Genomic DNA, 15,406 nt, shown 5'->3' with positions numbered 1-15,406 from the left:
CAGTTTTATCCGACTAATCCAGCGCGAAGGGCTCGGACAGCCGCTTGAGTGCGATCATCAGCACACAATTTATTTAAAATATTGCGGACATGAGTTTTTACAGTTCCAACGGTAATAAACAGTTTGTCTGCAATAGCCGCATTACTATAGCCATCGACAATTAATTGAAGAACTTCTAATTCCCGTTCAGTTAAAGAATAAGTTTCCCCTCTTACATTAGATTCGGGTTCCAGTAGTTCGAGGTCTTTGGGAATTTTAATTTTTGGAGATTGGACTTGAGAAATGACAATTCTAGCAATAGCGGGATCAAGCCAAGAATTTCCTTCCTGAGTAGCTTTGATGGCTTCTAATAATAATTCTATGCTGATATTTTTCATGCAATAAGAATCGGCTCCGGCTGCAAAAGCGGCTAAGACTTCTGCTTCGCTATCATGTAGGGTCAGAATCAGTATTTTGGTTAAGCCTTCTTTTTGTTTATCGACGGAAGTTTTAAATAATTTTGTCAGTTCAATTCCATCTACTCCAGGTAATCCGATATCTACGATAGCTACATCAGGGACGGTTTCTTGTAGTAATTGGAGTCCTTGTTTTCCATTACTCGCTTCACCTACCCACTCGATTTCGCTATAGTTTTTTAGGGCTGTCCGTAATCCCACTCGAGTTAGATCGTGATCTTCTATCAGGGCAACGCGAATTTTACTCATTCCTATTTTTAATCAGTTGTTTGAGGGAGAACGTGCTTATGCTTCTTGCCGTTGGGCTAATCTCAGTTTTGCTGAACGAGAGCGGGGATTTTTGGCTTGTTCATCGGACTGAGGGATAATCGGTTTTTTAGTTAGTACTTTGAGTAGGGGACTTGAGCGGAATTGATGTTTAACGATGCGATCTTCTAGACTATGAAAGCTAATTACTCCAATTATACCATCCCTTTTTAGCCAATATGGAGATTTAATTAAAAAACTTAAAAGCGATTCTAATTCTTGATTAACCGCTATTCGCAAAGCTTGAAAAACTCGGGTGGCCGGATGAATTCTTCCGTAACGATATTTTGGCGGGACGCTCCGAGCAATGACGTTAGCTAATTCTGTTGTGGAATAAAAAGGACGTTGTTTGACGATTTGTTTGGCTATTTGTCTAGATAGTCTTTCTTCTCCATAATTATAGAAAATCTTTGTTAATTCTGTTTCATCCCAGGTGTTAATCACTGTTGCGGCTGTTAAACTCTGACCACAGTCCATACGCATATCTAGTGGTGCTTCTAAGCGAAAACTAAAACCTCTTTCAGGATGATCTAATTGAGGAGAACTCACCCCTAAATCAGCTATAATCCCATCAAATGTCTCTTCTTTGGCTTCATAATTGGCAAAGTTGCCTTGCCAAAATGTTAGACGATCTATGTTATATTCTGCTAGATTGGCTGCTGCTGCTGCGATCGCAGTGCTGTCTCGATCAATGGCCGTTACACGAACATTAGCATAACTCTCTAAGAGCTTACGAGTATGACCACCCGCACCTACTGTCGCGTCTAAATAATGTCCTCCCGGACAAATGTTTAGTCCGCTAATTAACTCTCTAGTCAAAACGGGAACGTGGTTAAAAGTGGAGAAATCTGCTGTTGACATTTGAGTCACTTTAGTCATTATGATTCTTGCACAGATTAACAGTTGAGTTTACCGTTAATTTTTAAGGATTTAAGGAACTTACGAACCTTGGAATAATTCAAACTAATTAGTAAATCTTAACAAAGATTTCTCTATTCTTATTTATTGGGTCCCTTTGAGCGCGAATGCTAATCAATCACTGTTCCCTATTTAACTTGAACAGAAATTTTATTCGCTCCTTAATTGCTAGTTTACTAGCAGCGATGAGTTTTTCTTGTGAGGGACTTCCAAATTTTCATAACCAACCCTCTCCTCTTACCCCTAGTTCTTCAGCTTATACTCAAGATTTTAATGAGGAACAAATTAATCAATATGCCCGGGCTGTTCTTAAAATAGAAACAAGACGAATTCAAGCTTATAAAGAATTTCAAAGTCTGACGGGAAACTCCCCACCGCAAATTACTTGTAATCAACCTGAGACTTTAAAATCTCTTCCTGAACCCCCTAAAAAAATTGCTATTGATTATTGTTTAAAAGCTAAAGAAATTGCCGAAGAAAGTGGTTTAAATAATGAGCAATTCAATACCATTACTGTCCGATTAAAAACTGATCAAGATTTAAAACGACGGATTCAAAATGCCATGATTCGTATTCAACGGGAACAACAACAGTAATTTAATGCGGCTCTCAAAATGAGACGGTAATAGCTTAATCTTTCTATTATACCCAGTAAAAATTAAATTAACAAGGATTGAGCCAGAATTTTCTTAAGACAGCAAGGCGATCAGAGAACATTGAGTCGGGCGAGACCATCGAAGATGTTTTAATTTCAGTATTGCGCCCTGAATTTTAAGTTTTTTTAAGAAAACTGAGGTACAAATCTTAACAAGATGTAACAAACAAAGTTACAACCGCATTGTATAAAAGTATCTTAAGAGGTAAAGACAGCCGACGAAAGTCAGTGCCGATATCTCTTTAAACGGCTTAGGCAGTTAATGAGACAAAAGTAAAGTTTTCTCACAATTCTGAAAAAAAGTTGTGGAGAAATTTGAAAAAGGTCATAAGATAATTATCTGTCTAGCACCATCAAGGTTACTTGAGAAGCTGTACTGTCCCTGAAATAGGGATTTATCTGTAAGACAAAACCAAAGCCCAACTAAAGTCAAGTAGGAGATAGATTCAATGTTTGACGCATTCACGAGGGTTGTTTCCCAAGCTGACGCTCGCGGTGAATATCTTTCTAGCTCTCAGCTAGATGCACTCCAAGCTATGGTTGCTGAAAGCAACAAGCGTATGGACTCAGTAAACCGCATCACCGGCAACGCTTCTACCATCGTAGCTAACGCCGCTCGTGCTTTATTTGCTGAACAGCCTCAGTTAATCAATCCAGGCGGAAATGCTTACACCAGCCGTCGTATGGCAGCTTGCTTACGCGACATGGAAATCATCTTACGCTATATCACCTACGCGACCTTCAGTGGAGATGCAAGCGTTCTTGAAGATCGTTGCCTCAATGGATTGCGTGAAACCTACGTAGCTTTAGGTGTTCCCGGAGCTTCTGTAGCTGCTGGTGTACAAAAAATGAAAGAAGCGGCTCTAGCGATCGTTAACGATCGTAACGGCATCACTCCTGGTGATTGCAGCGCATTAGCATCTGAAATTGCTGGCTACTTCGACAGAGCAGCAGCAGCAGTTGCCTAGTAGCTCCAGATTAACAGACCAACTATTACGCCTGTTAAATCGATTTTTTGAAGACTTTGTAGGAAAAATAAATCAATTGGGAGATACCTAAACTATGAAAACCCCCTTGACTGAAGCCGTATCAGCCGCTGATTCCCAAGGACGTTTCCTGAGCAGCACCGAAATCCAAGTTGCTTTTGGTCGTTTCCGTCAAGCTAATGCCAGCTTAACTGCTGCTAAAGCTCTGACTGAAAAAGCCAGCCAATTAACCCAAGGAGCAGCTCAAGCGGTTTACAACAAGTTCCCTTACACCACCCAAATGCAAGGGCCTAACTATGCTGCCGATCAGCGTGGTAAAGACAAGTGCGCTCGTGACATCGGTTACTACCTCCGTATGGTGACCTACTGTCTAGTAGCTGGTGGAACAGGACCTATGGATGAGTACCTCATTGCTGGGATTGATGAAATCAACCGTACTTTTGATTTATCTCCTAGCTGGTACATTGAAGCTCTCAAGTACATCAAAGCGAATCATGGTTTAAGCGGCGACCCTGCTGTTGAAGCCAATTCCTACATCGATTACGCAATCAATGCCCTGAGCTAATTAACGCGAACAGGCAATAAAGACCTGGAAAGGCAGGGGGTTGTTGGCAAAAGGGTTAGCAATCGTCTGCTTCTCCAGGTCTAGCTATATCTATACACAATAGATAAGGAGGCAAAGATGACCAGTTTAACGGCAGCCCAACGTTTAGGTTTTGAACCGTTTGTAGAATCAGCCCCGGTCGAGTTACGTCCTAATAGGACAGAAGAAGATGTAGAAGTGGTCATCCGTGCAGCCTACCGTCAGGTGCTGGGGAATGAGCATTTAATGTCTAGAGATAGATTAACCAGTGCTGAATCCTTATTACGCAACGGCGATATTACGGTGAAAGATTTCGTCAGAGCGATCGCCCAATCAGAACTTTATCGAAGCAAATTTTTTCAAACTCTACCGCAAAATCGGTTTATCGAGTTGAATTATAAGCATCTGTTGGGACGCGCGCCTTACGATCAGACGGAAATAGCTTACCATACCGATATTTATAGCGAAAAAGGCTATGAAGCGGAAATCGACTCCTATATTGATTCCCCTGAGTATCAAGAAAGCTTTGGGGATAATGTGGTGCCCTACTATCGCGGATTTTCCACTGGACGCAATCAAAAGACAGTAGGTTTTAGTCGTATCTTCCAACTCTATCGAGGCTACGCCAGTAGTGATCGCACACAGAGCAATCAAAAAGCTAAACTGACGCGAGAATTAGCCCAAAATACAGCGACTCCTGTGTATATAGGCTCGACAGCCGAAGCTTTAACCGGACTTTCTGGTGGAGAACGCGGCAAATTTTATCGCATTCGAGTCATACAAGGAGCTAAAGCCGGACGTCAAACCCGAGTCCGTCTGAGTAATACAGAATACCTTGTCCCTTATGAGCAATTATCTAACAAACTGCAAGAGATAAATCGTCAAGGGGGACAAGTGACGAGCATTATCCCTGCGTAGAATTTGGGTATAAACATAAGGAGAATTATTAGATGGCAATTACTGTAGCAGCTTCTCGTCTAGGAACATCAGCATTTAGCGGTGCATCCCCGATTGAATTACGACCCAACTGGACAACAGAAGACGCTCAAAATATCATTCGCGCTGTGTATCGTCAGGTACTCGGCAATGATTACATTATGAAGAGTGAGCGCCTCGCAAGTGCAGAGTCCCTTCTGGCTAACGGGGTCATCACAGTACGAGAGTTTGTTCGGGCGGTAGCTAAATCAGAACTCTATAAGTCCAAGTTTTTCTATAACAATTTCCAAACCCGAGTCATTGAACTCAATTATAAACACCTTTTGGGACGCGCTCCCTATGATGAGTCTGAGGTGATTTATCATCTAGACTTGTACGAAAATAAAGGGTTTGAAGCAGATATCGATTCTTATATCGATTCTGTGGAATATCAAGAAAACTTTGGCGATAATATAGTTCCTTACTACCGAGGATTTAATACTCAAACCGGACAAAAAACCGTTGGGTTTACTCGGATGTTCCGTCTCTATCGGGGCTATGCTAACAGCGATCGCTCTCAAATTGAGAAAAATTCTCCTCGTTTAGCGGCTGAATTGGCTCAAAATGCCGCCTCTGCTGTAGTAGGTCCTTCTGGCGGCAGCGAAGGCTGGGCTTATCGTCCTTCTAAGGCAGGAATTACTCCTAGCAAGGCTTTAGGCGGCACGGTACCTTTTGGCACTGAACGCAAAGCCTATCGGGTGGAAATTGCCGGCATTATCAATCCCCGTTATCCTCGGGTACGCCGCAGCAATAAAGCCATTATCGTGCCTTACGAAGAGTTAAACAATACTTTGCAACAGATTAACCGTCTCGGCGGCAAAGTAGCCAGCATTACTCCAGCAAGTCTGTAGTGAAATGTAACAATGGGGCACATTTTTGGTGCCCCACTCATAACAGTAAGTTATTCAGTTTTTAATTATCACCTAAAAATTAGGAGTTATCAAAAAAGATGTTTGGTCAATCAGCACTGGTTAGTTTTGGTGATGCCCCCTCAAGCAGCCGTGTATTCGTGTATGAAGTCCAAGGATTACGGCAAAGTTTAGAAAATGATAAAAATAACTACGAGATCCGTAGCAGTAGCAGCGTATTTATCAAAGTGCCTTACAAGCGCATGAATGAAGAAATGCGACGCATTACCCGCATGGGCGGAACCATTGTGAGCATTAAACCCCTAAATTCAGAAAATAATTAAACGCTCGCTATAATGTCTAGTTTTGAAGAAAATTTTCAGTCTCTTCAGGCGGGAGCGGGAGAAACTTCCGCCGATGAGAGTTCCTTAACGGTTGAAAAGGCCATCGCTAATCTCCAACAACGAGAAGATAAGGGAGATCGCTATTATGCGGCTTGGTGGTTGGGACGATTTCGCGTTAACAAACCTGAAGCAATTGATGCTTTATTGGAAGCTTTAGAAGATGAAACAGACCGGGCACCCGATGGCGGCTATCCTCTACGACGCAATGCAGCCAAGGCTTTAGGAAAATTGGGAGATGTTCGGGTTGTGCCGGCGTTGATTGAGTGTTTAAACTCTGCCGATTATTATGTCAGAGAGTCAGCCGCTCAATCGTTGGAAATGTTGGGAGACCCGAGGGCGATTCCGCCTTTAATTAATTTGTTGGATGGGGGAGTAGAAGCCGCCATACAAGTGGCCAGTAAGCCGCATTTAGTTCAACCTTATGAGGCAGTTTTAGAAGCCTTGGGAACTTTAAAGGCAACAGAAGCTATTGAGCTTATAGAGCCGTTTTTAGCTCATTTTCGCGAAAAAGTTCAGTATGCGGCGGCGAGGGCCATGTATCAATTAACCGCCAAAGGGGTCTATGGAGAACGGTTGGTAGCGGCTTTGGAAGGGAATGATTTACAGTTGCGGCGTTCGGCTTTAATGGATTTAGGGGCCATCGGGTATTTGGGTGCGGCAGAAGCGATCGCCAATACTTTAGCGGAAAATAGTTTAAAGATCATTTCTCTGAGGGGTTTGTTGGCCCATCATTTAGAAAATAATCCTTTAGAGTCAGGGTTATCTGATGAGAGTTTACGAATTATGCAATTAATGGATCAGTTGTTATAAAAAATAACCTTTTACTTATAAAAATAATTCGAAAAATTTGTTCATTGCTTGAGGAACAAAAAGATAATCAAAGGTAGACTCTACAGGCTTTGAATAAAGGTCAATTTCATCGAGAATAACAATTTTATTATTTTTATAAATTCTGCCAATCAAATAGTTTTCATTTTTCAAGATTTTTTCTAAGCGATTAACTCTATTTTTTTTATGATGTGCCATCTCATCTTTATCTTTAATAGCTAGAATCTCACAGATAATAAATGGTTTGTATTGAACGATTGAGTTTTTTAAACCTTCTATAACCTCTAATTCAGCACCTTCAACATCAATTTTGATAATTGATATCGAATTAATTTTGAGTTCTTTCAGCAAAAAATCTCCTTCACAAAGCAAAGTATATTGTTCCGCATTATAAAATGATTTTTCTCTATATCCATCTATTACACTTGCATGAGGATCATCATCTCCATATTTTGTAAAAAGCTTTAATATGGCTAAACTATTGTATAATCCTACAGGAATTATGTGGCTGTTTTCAAAAGAATTTATTTTAATAATTTTTTTAACATAAAAACAACAAGATGGGCTAGGATCAAATCCAAAATAATCTCGAGATAAATCAATAGACTTGACTTTAAAAAGAGTCTGTCCTATATTTACTCCTACATCAATAAAAGCTCCTGTTTTTTTTAAAAAAATTTCAGCAATTATTTTGTCTAAATGGGTTTCACGCCCTTTTTTTAATTCCCTAAGATTTTGAAATCCTATTAAATTAATAATGGGAAATTTGAATCGTTTTCCATTTATTTTAAATGAAAAAACTAAATTTAAAAATTTTAATAGTTTGAGCTTGATCAGAACTTCAGCTAATAAATGATTTTTCATAAATTTTAATAGGTAAAAATTTTTAGAAAGATTAATGTTTTTGACGATAATTAAAAGTTATTAAAATTGCTATTTACGTTACGGCTAAATCTGGATGTGCCATGAACTTTAAAACTATGAGCTACAGAAAAATATCTTATTTAACCCGTAATGTTGCCTTTCGCTTATTCTTATTTTATATAACTTGACATTTTTTTGGTGATTAATTATGAAATTAGCTTTAATAAATAAGCATACCACAAGGAAAAGAGAGTTGTCAAACACTTAACCTTTAAAACAGCAATTATCATTTGGGAAAAAATAAGAATTTTAGTTCTCTATTGAAACTAGTAAAGGAATTAGATAAATAATACTTGCTCTCTAAGAGAAGGGTTATTTGTTAACCTAAATTTAAACATTTTCTCTCATGACTTTTCACTACAATGTCAAGTAATTAAAATCTCACTATGCGGCGGCGAGGGCCATGTATCAATTAACCGCCAAAGGGGTCTATGGAGAACGGTTGGTAGCGGCTTTGGAAGGGAATGATTTACAGTTGCGGCGTTCGGCTTTAATGGATTTAGGGGCCATCGGGTATTTGAGTGCGGCAGAGGCAATTGCTAATACTTTGGCTGAAAATAGTTTAAAGATCATTTCTCTGAGGGGCTTGTTGGCCCATCATTTAGAAAATAATCCTTTAGAGTCAGGGTTATCTGAAGATAGTTTGCGGGTGATGAGATTAATGGATCAGTTATTGTAGAGTTGTTAAAAATGCTGTTGAGTGCTAACAGTTGATTTAACTATTATGTTACACACCGCAAGATCGATGAACTACCCAAAATTAACCTTTTTAGCTTTGCCCTATGCTCGATTAGAATTACCAGGATGGGGAAAACTTCTGAAGAAAATATCAGTTATAAGCTATAAAGACGATGAATACTGGCAAAATGCTCATATTAAAACAATTCCGGGCAAGTTACATGGGTATCTGATGAATTTGGATCTTTCTAATTGGTCTGAGCGCCATACTTATTTTATAGGTCGTTTTTAGGATTTATCAAACGACTTCAAATGTTCTGTGGCTGCATCCTCAAAACCCTTTGTATTCACGGTTAAAACCTTGGATAGTTTGACCTTTTTTGAATTCGCTCAGTCGAAATTATTAATAAAAAGATTAATGCGCGAATTGATTAATTCTGAGTACAGGCTCCCAAGCGTTGGAAATGTTGGGGGATAAAACGGCTGTTGCGGGTTTAATCAAGTTGTTGGATGGGGCAAGAAGCCGCCATACAAGTGGCCAGTAAGCCGCATTTAGTTCAACCTTATGAGTTTTTAACATTGTGGCTATTATGATATAAACCCCGCCCCTTCGGCACCGCGAGGAGTAAGCCTTAGAGGGCAGAGTCTAAATGTCACCGTTCTTTGTCTTGCAACAGGAGCGATATCATGTTAAAAAATCAACCATTTCTAAAAATTCTCATTTTTACATTTGTTGGGCTTAATATAACGACTTGGGGAATGATTTTAGGCCAACAGAAGACTTTAGCCGCTTTTTTAACTAATTTTAGTGGTGCTAGTTCTTTAGGAGTGCCAAGTTCAGATGATGATGCTACTGTAGTTTTCACGGTTTGGGAAAACCTGGATGGTAATTGGCTGGATGATTTGAATTTTTTAGGCCCGACTTTTTTAGATGGGCAAAGTAATGGCACAGAAAGATTTGTTTACTTGTATCAAATTTATAATACTAATCCGGCTGGTGGACCTAATCTTGCCCTTGATCAATTTAGTGTAGCCATAACCGGAAAAAATGGCGAGCCTTATAGAGGAAACAGTCTTTATACTTCTGGAGGCTTTATGTCAGCCCTCCAACCGGTATTAGCTTTACCGGCTTTTCCTCAATTTCCTTTGCAAAATCCTAATCTGATTGCTATTGATCAAGCGGCTAATGATCAAACGCCTTCACAGAGGACGGCGGTAGATTTTGCACCTCCTTTTTTACCCCCTCCAGAGGTTCCTCCTTCATTTCCTACACTTAATTTAAACGCCGTCGCGGCTAATCCTTTTCTAAGTGCATTCAATAATGAATTGACCACAGCAGCCACATTTTCTTTTCCTGATCCGATTCCGGCTGGCGTTTACTCCCCCATTGTCTTTTTGACATCAAATCAGCAACCGAATTTTACCTGGGCCCAAACCAGAACGTTAGGACAACTAGGAAGCCCTGGCGATGTCAGTGGAATTAATTCTACCCCGATTCCAGAACCTCTAACTGTTGGGGGAGTGGCAATAGCAGTAAGTTTTGGAGAATGGTTCAAGCGCCAACTCTCCAAAAAGAAAAGCAATTAATTTTCAATTTGACCTTTTTCATTGAGATAAAATTTTCTCGCTTTCAACTTATCCTGATTTGTTAGCGGAAAAATTGCGCTAACTTGTTTTTTGTCCAAAATCCAAAATTAACAGAGAGGTTATCTTTTAACCTAAATTTAAACCTTTTTTAGCAAAAATTTTCACTACAATGTCAAGTAATTAAAATCTCACTCACTGCTATGGATTTATTTTCAGATACCGTTACCCTATCAAGGATGCAGTTTGCCCTAACAGCTATATTTCATATGCTTTGGCCAGTATTATCAACCGGATTGGCAATTTATTTAGTAATTGTTGAGGGAATATGGTTAAAAACTCGCAATTCTGACTATTATTATCACGCTCGTTTTTGGTCAAAACTGTATATTCTCAATTTTGGCGTAGGAGTCGCCACCGGCATACCGATGGAATTTCAGTTTGGCACAAATTGGGCCCCCTTTTCTGAAGCTGTAGGTAACTTTTTTGGTAGTATTATCGGTTTTGAAGCTTCCTGGGCTTTTATGTTAGAAGCCGCCTTTTTAGGCATTATGATCTTTGGCTGGAATCGCGTCAATCCTATCATTCACTACATTGCTACTATTCTTGTTGCTTTGGGTGCGAATTTATCAACTTTTTGGATTTTAACGGCTAATTCTTGGATGCAAACCCCGGCGGGTGGAGAATTAGTGAACGGAATATTTATTGTTAGAGATTACTTTGAGGCGATTTTTAATCCCTTCATGGCAGTCAGTATCAGCCATATGTTTTTAGCTACATTAGAAACCTCGCTATTTGTGATTGGAGGAATTAGTGCCTGGTATATTTTCAACAAACGTCATGCCGCTTTCTATGCTAAAGCCTTAAAAATTGCCATCATCATAGCAATTATCGTCGCCCCTTTACAAATTTATGTGGGACATCTCAGTGGAGAACAAGTTTATCACCAACAGCCCACTAAATTAGCCGCTATGGAAGCGCAATGGGAAACCACGCCTGCCGGACAATCTGCTGATTGGAGTTTACTGGCTTTACCGAATGAAAAAGCCCAAAAAAATGATTGGGAAATTACGGTCCCTGATGCTTTGGGATACATATTAGAATTAAAAAAAGAACTCTCAGAACCCGTGATAGGATTAAAAGACTTTTCCCCAGAAAATAGACCTTCTTTAATTCCTTTAATTTATTATTCTTTTCGCGTCATGATTGCCATTGGTTTTTTCTTTGGGGGATTGATGTTTATCAGTGTAATTCAATGGCTGAGAGGGAAGTTAAAAGAAGACAATATTAGTGAGCAAAATTGGTTAATGGCGGGCTGGATTTTCGCTGCACCTTTGGGCTATATTGCGGTTGAGTCGGGGTGGATTGTTCGCTGTGTTGGGCGGCAACCTTGGATTGTTTATAACCAAATTCGGACTGCTGATGCTGCCTCGAATTTGCCGCCAGGGGATGTGTTAGCTTCTTTAATTGGTTTTGCTGGTGCTTATATTTTGCTATTTTTTGCGGCTTTGTATTATGGGAGTCGGATTATTCGTCAAGGGCCTCGCTTTGATTTACCTATACCTGGACAAGAAAAACCGGGGGTTGATACTTCTCCGGGACAGTTTGTTCCGGATGAACGTCCTGTTGAAGCACAGCAGTAAATAATTCAAAATGCCAAATTACTGCCTTTTCACCTCAAAAAAACCTAACCCCCTAGCCCCCTTCCCTAATAGGCAAGGAGGAAAAAAATACTCCCGTCTCCAGCAAAAAAAGAATCTTCCACTTTTCCCCCAAATATAAAAAGATCTTCCACTCTCTCCCCTGCTGTAGGAGGGGTAGGGGGAGGTGGAGAGGGGCTGGGGGAGAGGTCAATTTTTATCTTAAACCTAATAATTTACTAAAAAATTATGGAAACTTTAAAGTATTTTCTCCCTCAAGTTTGGTTTGGTATTTTAGCCCTGTTTTTGTTTTTGTATGTGATGTTAGATGGTTTTGATTTGGGCGTGGGGATTCTTTCGTTAACTTCGTCCGATGATGAACGACGGGGACTGTTAATGACCAGTTTAAGTAATGTTTGGGATGCTAATGAAACTTGGTTGGTCTTGATGGGTGGGGGGTTATTTGGGGCTTTTCCTTTAGCTTACGGGACAATTCTTAATGCTTTATATATCCCCATCACCTTTATGTTATTTGGCTTTATTTTTCGGGCTGTCGCTTTTGAATTTCGAGAGCAAGCTAAACGTAAATTTTTCTGGAATATTGCTTTTGGGTCCGGAAGTTTTGCCGCCGCTTTGGGTCAAGGGTTTGCGCTTGGTGCGGTGTTAAAAGGAATTCAGGTTGATGATGCAGGTCATTTTATTGGTACTACTTGGGACTGGTTAAATTTTCAATCGGTTTTAGTGGCATTAACCCTTATTCAAGGTTATGTTTTAATCGGTTCTACTTATTTAATTTGGAAAACTGAGGGAGAGTTACAACAGAATCATTTTAAAACGGCTAAACTGGCGGCTTGGACAACTTTAATTGGGGCTATTTTTATTACAATAACTACGCCGATTTTTTCGGAGTCCACTCGATTGCGATTGTTTGATAAACCTCTAATTTATATTTTTGCTCTGATTCCTATTTTAGGTATTATTTTAATTTTTTTACTGATAAAAAGTCTTAATAAGGCTGAAGAAAGATGGCCTTTTGTTTGGACTATTTTGCTGTTTTTACTTTCTTTTATTGGCTTAGGTTTAGTGGTTTTTCCTTACATTATTCCCACTAAAATTACGATTTATCAAGCCGCAGCCGATCCAAGTGCATTAGTATTTATGTTAATTTTTACTGGTACACTGATTCCTGTGATGTTGTTTTACAACCTCTATCAATATTTTGTCTTTCGCGGTAAGGTATCAGGGGGGGCTTATGGGGAGTAGATAAGAAAAGCTTATAATTTGTCGTTGCAGTAGGCGCGGCGATGATTTTAAGGCTAAATAGATAAGTTTAGGACTTAGGCATCCTACAAGTAGAGTTAGTGCGTAAGTCCAACTATTTTACAACTCAAGTAAGATTTAGGAATCACACAGTCCGGCTAAAACTGGCACAAAATTAAACCAAACCAATGTTTGGGATCACTCCAACTTTGAAGCGGCTTTAACCCTTTGTTTTTTAAATCCTGCTGCATCTGTTGTAGGTCAAATTTCCGAGAAATTTCGGTTAGGATCGTCTCTCCTTTAGTAAAGGAAACGGTTAAATCTAATGCGTCTAAACAGACTTGATGGGAATGCTGACAAACCAGGTGCATCTCAATTTGTGCTTGAGACTGATTATAAAATGCCCGATGCTCAAACAAATTTAAATCAAAATTTCCGCCAAAACGCCAGTTTAAGTGACGCAGTATATTTAAGTTAAATTCGGCTGTCACTCTCTGACGATCATTATAAGCCGCTTCTAAAATATCTACAGGTTTTTGTAAATCAATTCCCAGTAAAAAATAATCTCCTTCTTCCAACGCCGAAGTAATTTGAGAGAAAAATAGGTCACACTCTTGTTGATTCATATTCCCTAGGGTACTACCTAAAAAACAGATCATTCTTTTGCCTAAAGGCGACGGCGTTAACTGTTGTAAAGCTAATTCATAAGTGCTGACTAAGCCATGAATTTGTAAACCTGGATAATCGGTTAACAACTGTTTAGCACTATCTTTTAAAATACTAGCACTAACATCTATAGGAAGATATCGTAAAGGATAGCCCAAAGCTTGATAAGCATCTAATAATAAGCGAGTTTTCGTAGAACTTCCGCTTCCGAGTTCGACAATTTCCGATATTCCTGTACATTTAGCGATGGACATCCCATGCTGTTGTAAAATAGCTGCCTCTGTGCGAGTTGGATAATACTCTGGTAACTCACAAATTTTCTCAAATAATTCAGAACCTTGAGCATCATAAAAATAACGAGGAGGTAATGATTTATGCGGCTGCATTAGTCCTTGTATTACATCTCTACCATCATCAATAATTTGAGAAATACTAGGTTCAAGAAGATAATCTATGTGTAGTCTGGCGTTGGTTTCTGACTGCTGTTTGGTTGCTATAGAAGTTACTGAATTAGGAGTATTTTGTAAAATCGACATAAAGTCATTCCGTTTGCTGTATGGATTAGATATTTTAGCTTCTTTACAGCAGATTACCCCATAATGGGTGCAAATAAAACACTATTTTTGTAGTTTTTTGTTAAAAACAATATTACTTTAAAATACTATTTTCCTATCTAATTTATGTAATTAAGCTTGCCAATCGCTTACAAGTCAGCAAAAAATTAATGACCAATGACTAATGACTAATAACTAATGACTAAAATGATCTAAAAATTGTAATTGTTGGTAGATCATTTCTATTCTTGGTGCTTTGATACTCCCTTGTTGCGCCACTTTTAAAGGATTGCCAAAGATCGCCTCTATTTCTAAAGGGCGTTTAGCTTCATAATCCAGTTTCATACTCGGGGAATAGGGTTTCATTTTTTCCGTATCAATCAGCATTTTTTCGACAAATTCTGATGATATATAACGTTGATTGACTGAGGCAATACTGACGACTTCTCTCATCAAATTTTCAGCTAAATTACGAGTATAAAAATTAGACATTATTTCATCAGTCGTTGTTCTGAGAACAACTGAAAGACCATTAAAAGGAATATTCCAAACTAATTTTTTCCAGCGAGATAATAATAAATCGGAAGATAATTGAATAGATATTTCTGCTTTTTCTAAATCTTCAGCAATAGCTTTCATTCGTTCTGTTATGCCGCAAGCCCTATAATTTTTGGCATAATCTCCGAGAGTAATTTGCCCGTAATCTAAATGATGTATATGCCCGTTATCAATTTTATTAGAGCAAATAAAACACAAGCCGCCCATCACTCGATGATCACCGACAATATCAGCAACATAAGGCTCAAGATTTAGCCCATTTTGTAGGACTAAGACTACCCCATCATCTTTAACTAAATTGGGTAATAGCTTAGGCAATAAAAAATTATCAGTGGTTTTTAAGGTAACAAGAACGACATCACAAGCAGGTATTTTGTTAACATCATTGTAAGCATTAACTTGAGGTAAAGTAAAGTTGCCATCAGCCGACTCGATCACTAATCCATGCTGTTTAACATATTCATAATCTCGGTGCAGTAAAAAATGAACTTCAATACCTGATCGTTGTAATTTTGCCCCATAAAATCCCCCGATGGCACCAGTTCCAATTACCGCGTACTTGCGAACATTTTTCATAAGCTACA

At 39.1% G+C, this 15,406-nt stretch carries 17 protein-coding genes and 1 pseudogene; 12 read left to right on the top strand and 6 right to left on the bottom strand.

The features are described from left to right. Window positions 1-5: 5 nt before the first annotated feature. Window positions 6-704, bottom strand: coding sequence for a response regulator (locus tag CYAN7822_RS08065; protein ID WP_013321752.1), 699 nt, complete (start codon window positions 702-704; stop codon window positions 6-8). A gap of 36 nt (window positions 705-740) precedes the next feature. Continuing rightward, on the bottom strand, window positions 741-1,640 hold the full coding sequence (rsmH, locus tag CYAN7822_RS08060; RefSeq protein WP_013321751.1) for a 16S rRNA (cytosine(1402)-N(4))-methyltransferase RsmH: 900 nt from the start codon (window positions 1,638-1,640) through the stop codon (window positions 741-743). Between the two features lie 146 nt (window positions 1,641-1,786). Here rsmH and CYAN7822_RS08055 point away from each other — a divergent pair, with 146 nt between their 5' ends. The 7 genes from CYAN7822_RS08055 to CYAN7822_RS08025 all read left to right on the top strand — a co-directional run bounded on the left by CYAN7822_RS08055 (window position 1,787) and on the right by CYAN7822_RS08025 (window position 6,940). Then, window positions 1,787-2,275, top strand: a complete 489-nt coding sequence (locus CYAN7822_RS08055) for a DUF4168 domain-containing protein (protein WP_013321750.1) — start codon at window positions 1,787-1,789, stop codon at window positions 2,273-2,275. A 508-nt stretch (window positions 2,276-2,783) separates the two neighbouring features. Then, the gene (locus CYAN7822_RS08050) at window positions 2,784-3,302 is read left to right on the top strand and encodes a C-phycocyanin subunit beta (RefSeq protein WP_013321749.1); all 519 of its coding nucleotides are present in this window, start codon (window positions 2,784-2,786) and stop codon (window positions 3,300-3,302) included. A gap of 94 nt (window positions 3,303-3,396) precedes the next feature. Beyond that, complete coding sequence (cpcA, locus tag CYAN7822_RS08045) at window positions 3,397-3,885, top strand: C-phycocyanin subunit alpha (protein ID WP_013321748.1); 489 nt, start codon at window positions 3,397-3,399, stop codon at window positions 3,883-3,885. Window positions 3,886-4,002: 117 nt separating this feature from the next. After that, a complete protein-coding gene (locus tag CYAN7822_RS08040; protein ID WP_013321747.1) occupies window positions 4,003-4,821 on the top strand; it encodes a phycobilisome linker polypeptide in 819 nt (272 codons plus the stop codon). Between the two features lie 32 nt (window positions 4,822-4,853). Beyond that, complete coding sequence (locus tag CYAN7822_RS08035) at window positions 4,854-5,729, top strand: phycobilisome linker polypeptide (RefSeq protein WP_013321746.1); 876 nt, start codon at window positions 4,854-4,856, stop codon at window positions 5,727-5,729. Window positions 5,730-5,827: 98 nt separating this feature from the next. Next, entirely contained in the window at window positions 5,828-6,070 is a 243-nt protein-coding gene (locus CYAN7822_RS08030; RefSeq protein WP_013321745.1) for a rod-capping linker protein CpcD, read from the top strand. Between the two features lie 12 nt (window positions 6,071-6,082). Then, window positions 6,083-6,940 (top strand): C-phycocyanin alpha-cysteine-84 phycocyanobilin lyase subunit CpcE, encoded by an 858-nt coding sequence (locus CYAN7822_RS08025; protein ID WP_013321744.1) that lies wholly within the window; start codon window positions 6,083-6,085, stop codon window positions 6,938-6,940. Window positions 6,941-6,955: 15 nt separating this feature from the next. Here the strand turns inward: CYAN7822_RS08025 and CYAN7822_RS08020 are convergent, their stop codons facing one another. Beyond that, window positions 6,956-7,822 (bottom strand): FkbM family methyltransferase, encoded by an 867-nt coding sequence (locus CYAN7822_RS08020; protein WP_013321743.1) that lies wholly within the window; start codon window positions 7,820-7,822, stop codon window positions 6,956-6,958. Window positions 7,823-8,258: 436 nt separating this feature from the next. Between CYAN7822_RS08020 and CYAN7822_RS08015 the strand changes: the two are divergent. Together CYAN7822_RS08015 and CYAN7822_RS08010 are read left to right on the top strand one after the other, a co-directional pair. Continuing rightward, window positions 8,259-8,561, top strand: a pseudogene (locus CYAN7822_RS08015) (HEAT repeat domain-containing protein); the annotation flags it as partial. A gap of 66 nt (window positions 8,562-8,627) precedes the next feature. Beyond that, window positions 8,628-8,852 (top strand): hypothetical protein, encoded by a 225-nt coding sequence (locus CYAN7822_RS08010; protein WP_041933171.1) that lies wholly within the window; start codon window positions 8,628-8,630, stop codon window positions 8,850-8,852. A 123-nt stretch (window positions 8,853-8,975) separates the two neighbouring features. Here CYAN7822_RS08010 and CYAN7822_RS37535 read toward each other — a convergent pair whose 3' ends face one another. After that, window positions 8,976-9,140 carry a hypothetical protein gene (locus CYAN7822_RS37535; RefSeq protein ID WP_157871792.1) on the bottom strand — a complete coding sequence of 55 codons (165 nt, stop codon included), beginning with the start codon at window positions 9,138-9,140 and terminating at the stop codon, window positions 8,976-8,978. Window positions 9,141-9,247: 107 nt separating this feature from the next. Between CYAN7822_RS37535 and CYAN7822_RS39375 the strand changes: the two genes are divergently transcribed. The 3 genes from CYAN7822_RS39375 to CYAN7822_RS07995 all read left to right on the top strand — a co-directional run bounded on the left by CYAN7822_RS39375 (window position 9,248) and on the right by CYAN7822_RS07995 (window position 13,047). Continuing rightward, window positions 9,248-10,147: a PEP-CTERM sorting domain-containing protein gene (locus tag CYAN7822_RS39375; protein WP_013321741.1), complete on the top strand. Its 900-nt coding sequence runs from the start codon at window positions 9,248-9,250 to the stop codon at window positions 10,145-10,147. A 200-nt stretch (window positions 10,148-10,347) separates the two neighbouring features. After that, window positions 10,348-11,787, top strand: a complete 1,440-nt coding sequence (locus tag CYAN7822_RS08000) for a cytochrome ubiquinol oxidase subunit I (protein ID WP_013321740.1) — start codon at window positions 10,348-10,350, stop codon at window positions 11,785-11,787. Between the two features lie 246 nt (window positions 11,788-12,033). Beyond that, the gene (locus CYAN7822_RS07995) at window positions 12,034-13,047 is read left to right on the top strand and encodes a cytochrome d ubiquinol oxidase subunit II (RefSeq protein ID WP_013321739.1); all 1,014 of its coding nucleotides are present in this window, start codon (window positions 12,034-12,036) and stop codon (window positions 13,045-13,047) included. A gap of 155 nt (window positions 13,048-13,202) precedes the next feature. Here the strand turns inward: CYAN7822_RS07995 and egtD are convergent, their stop codons facing one another. Beyond that, entirely contained in the window at window positions 13,203-14,246 is a 1,044-nt protein-coding gene (gene egtD / locus CYAN7822_RS07990) for an L-histidine N(alpha)-methyltransferase (protein WP_013321738.1), read from the bottom strand. 213 nt (window positions 14,247-14,459) lie between these two features. Beyond that, window positions 14,460-15,398: a putative 2-dehydropantoate 2-reductase gene (locus tag CYAN7822_RS07985; protein WP_013321737.1), complete on the bottom strand. Its 939-nt coding sequence runs from the start codon at window positions 15,396-15,398 to the stop codon at window positions 14,460-14,462. Window positions 15,399-15,406 lie beyond the last annotated feature (8 nt).

The organism is Gloeothece verrucosa PCC 7822 (genome assembly GCF_000147335.1).
Classification (GTDB): domain Bacteria; phylum Cyanobacteriota; class Cyanobacteriia; order Cyanobacteriales; family Microcystaceae; genus Gloeothece; species Gloeothece verrucosa.
This window is presented reverse-complemented; position numbering and strand designations above follow the sequence as displayed.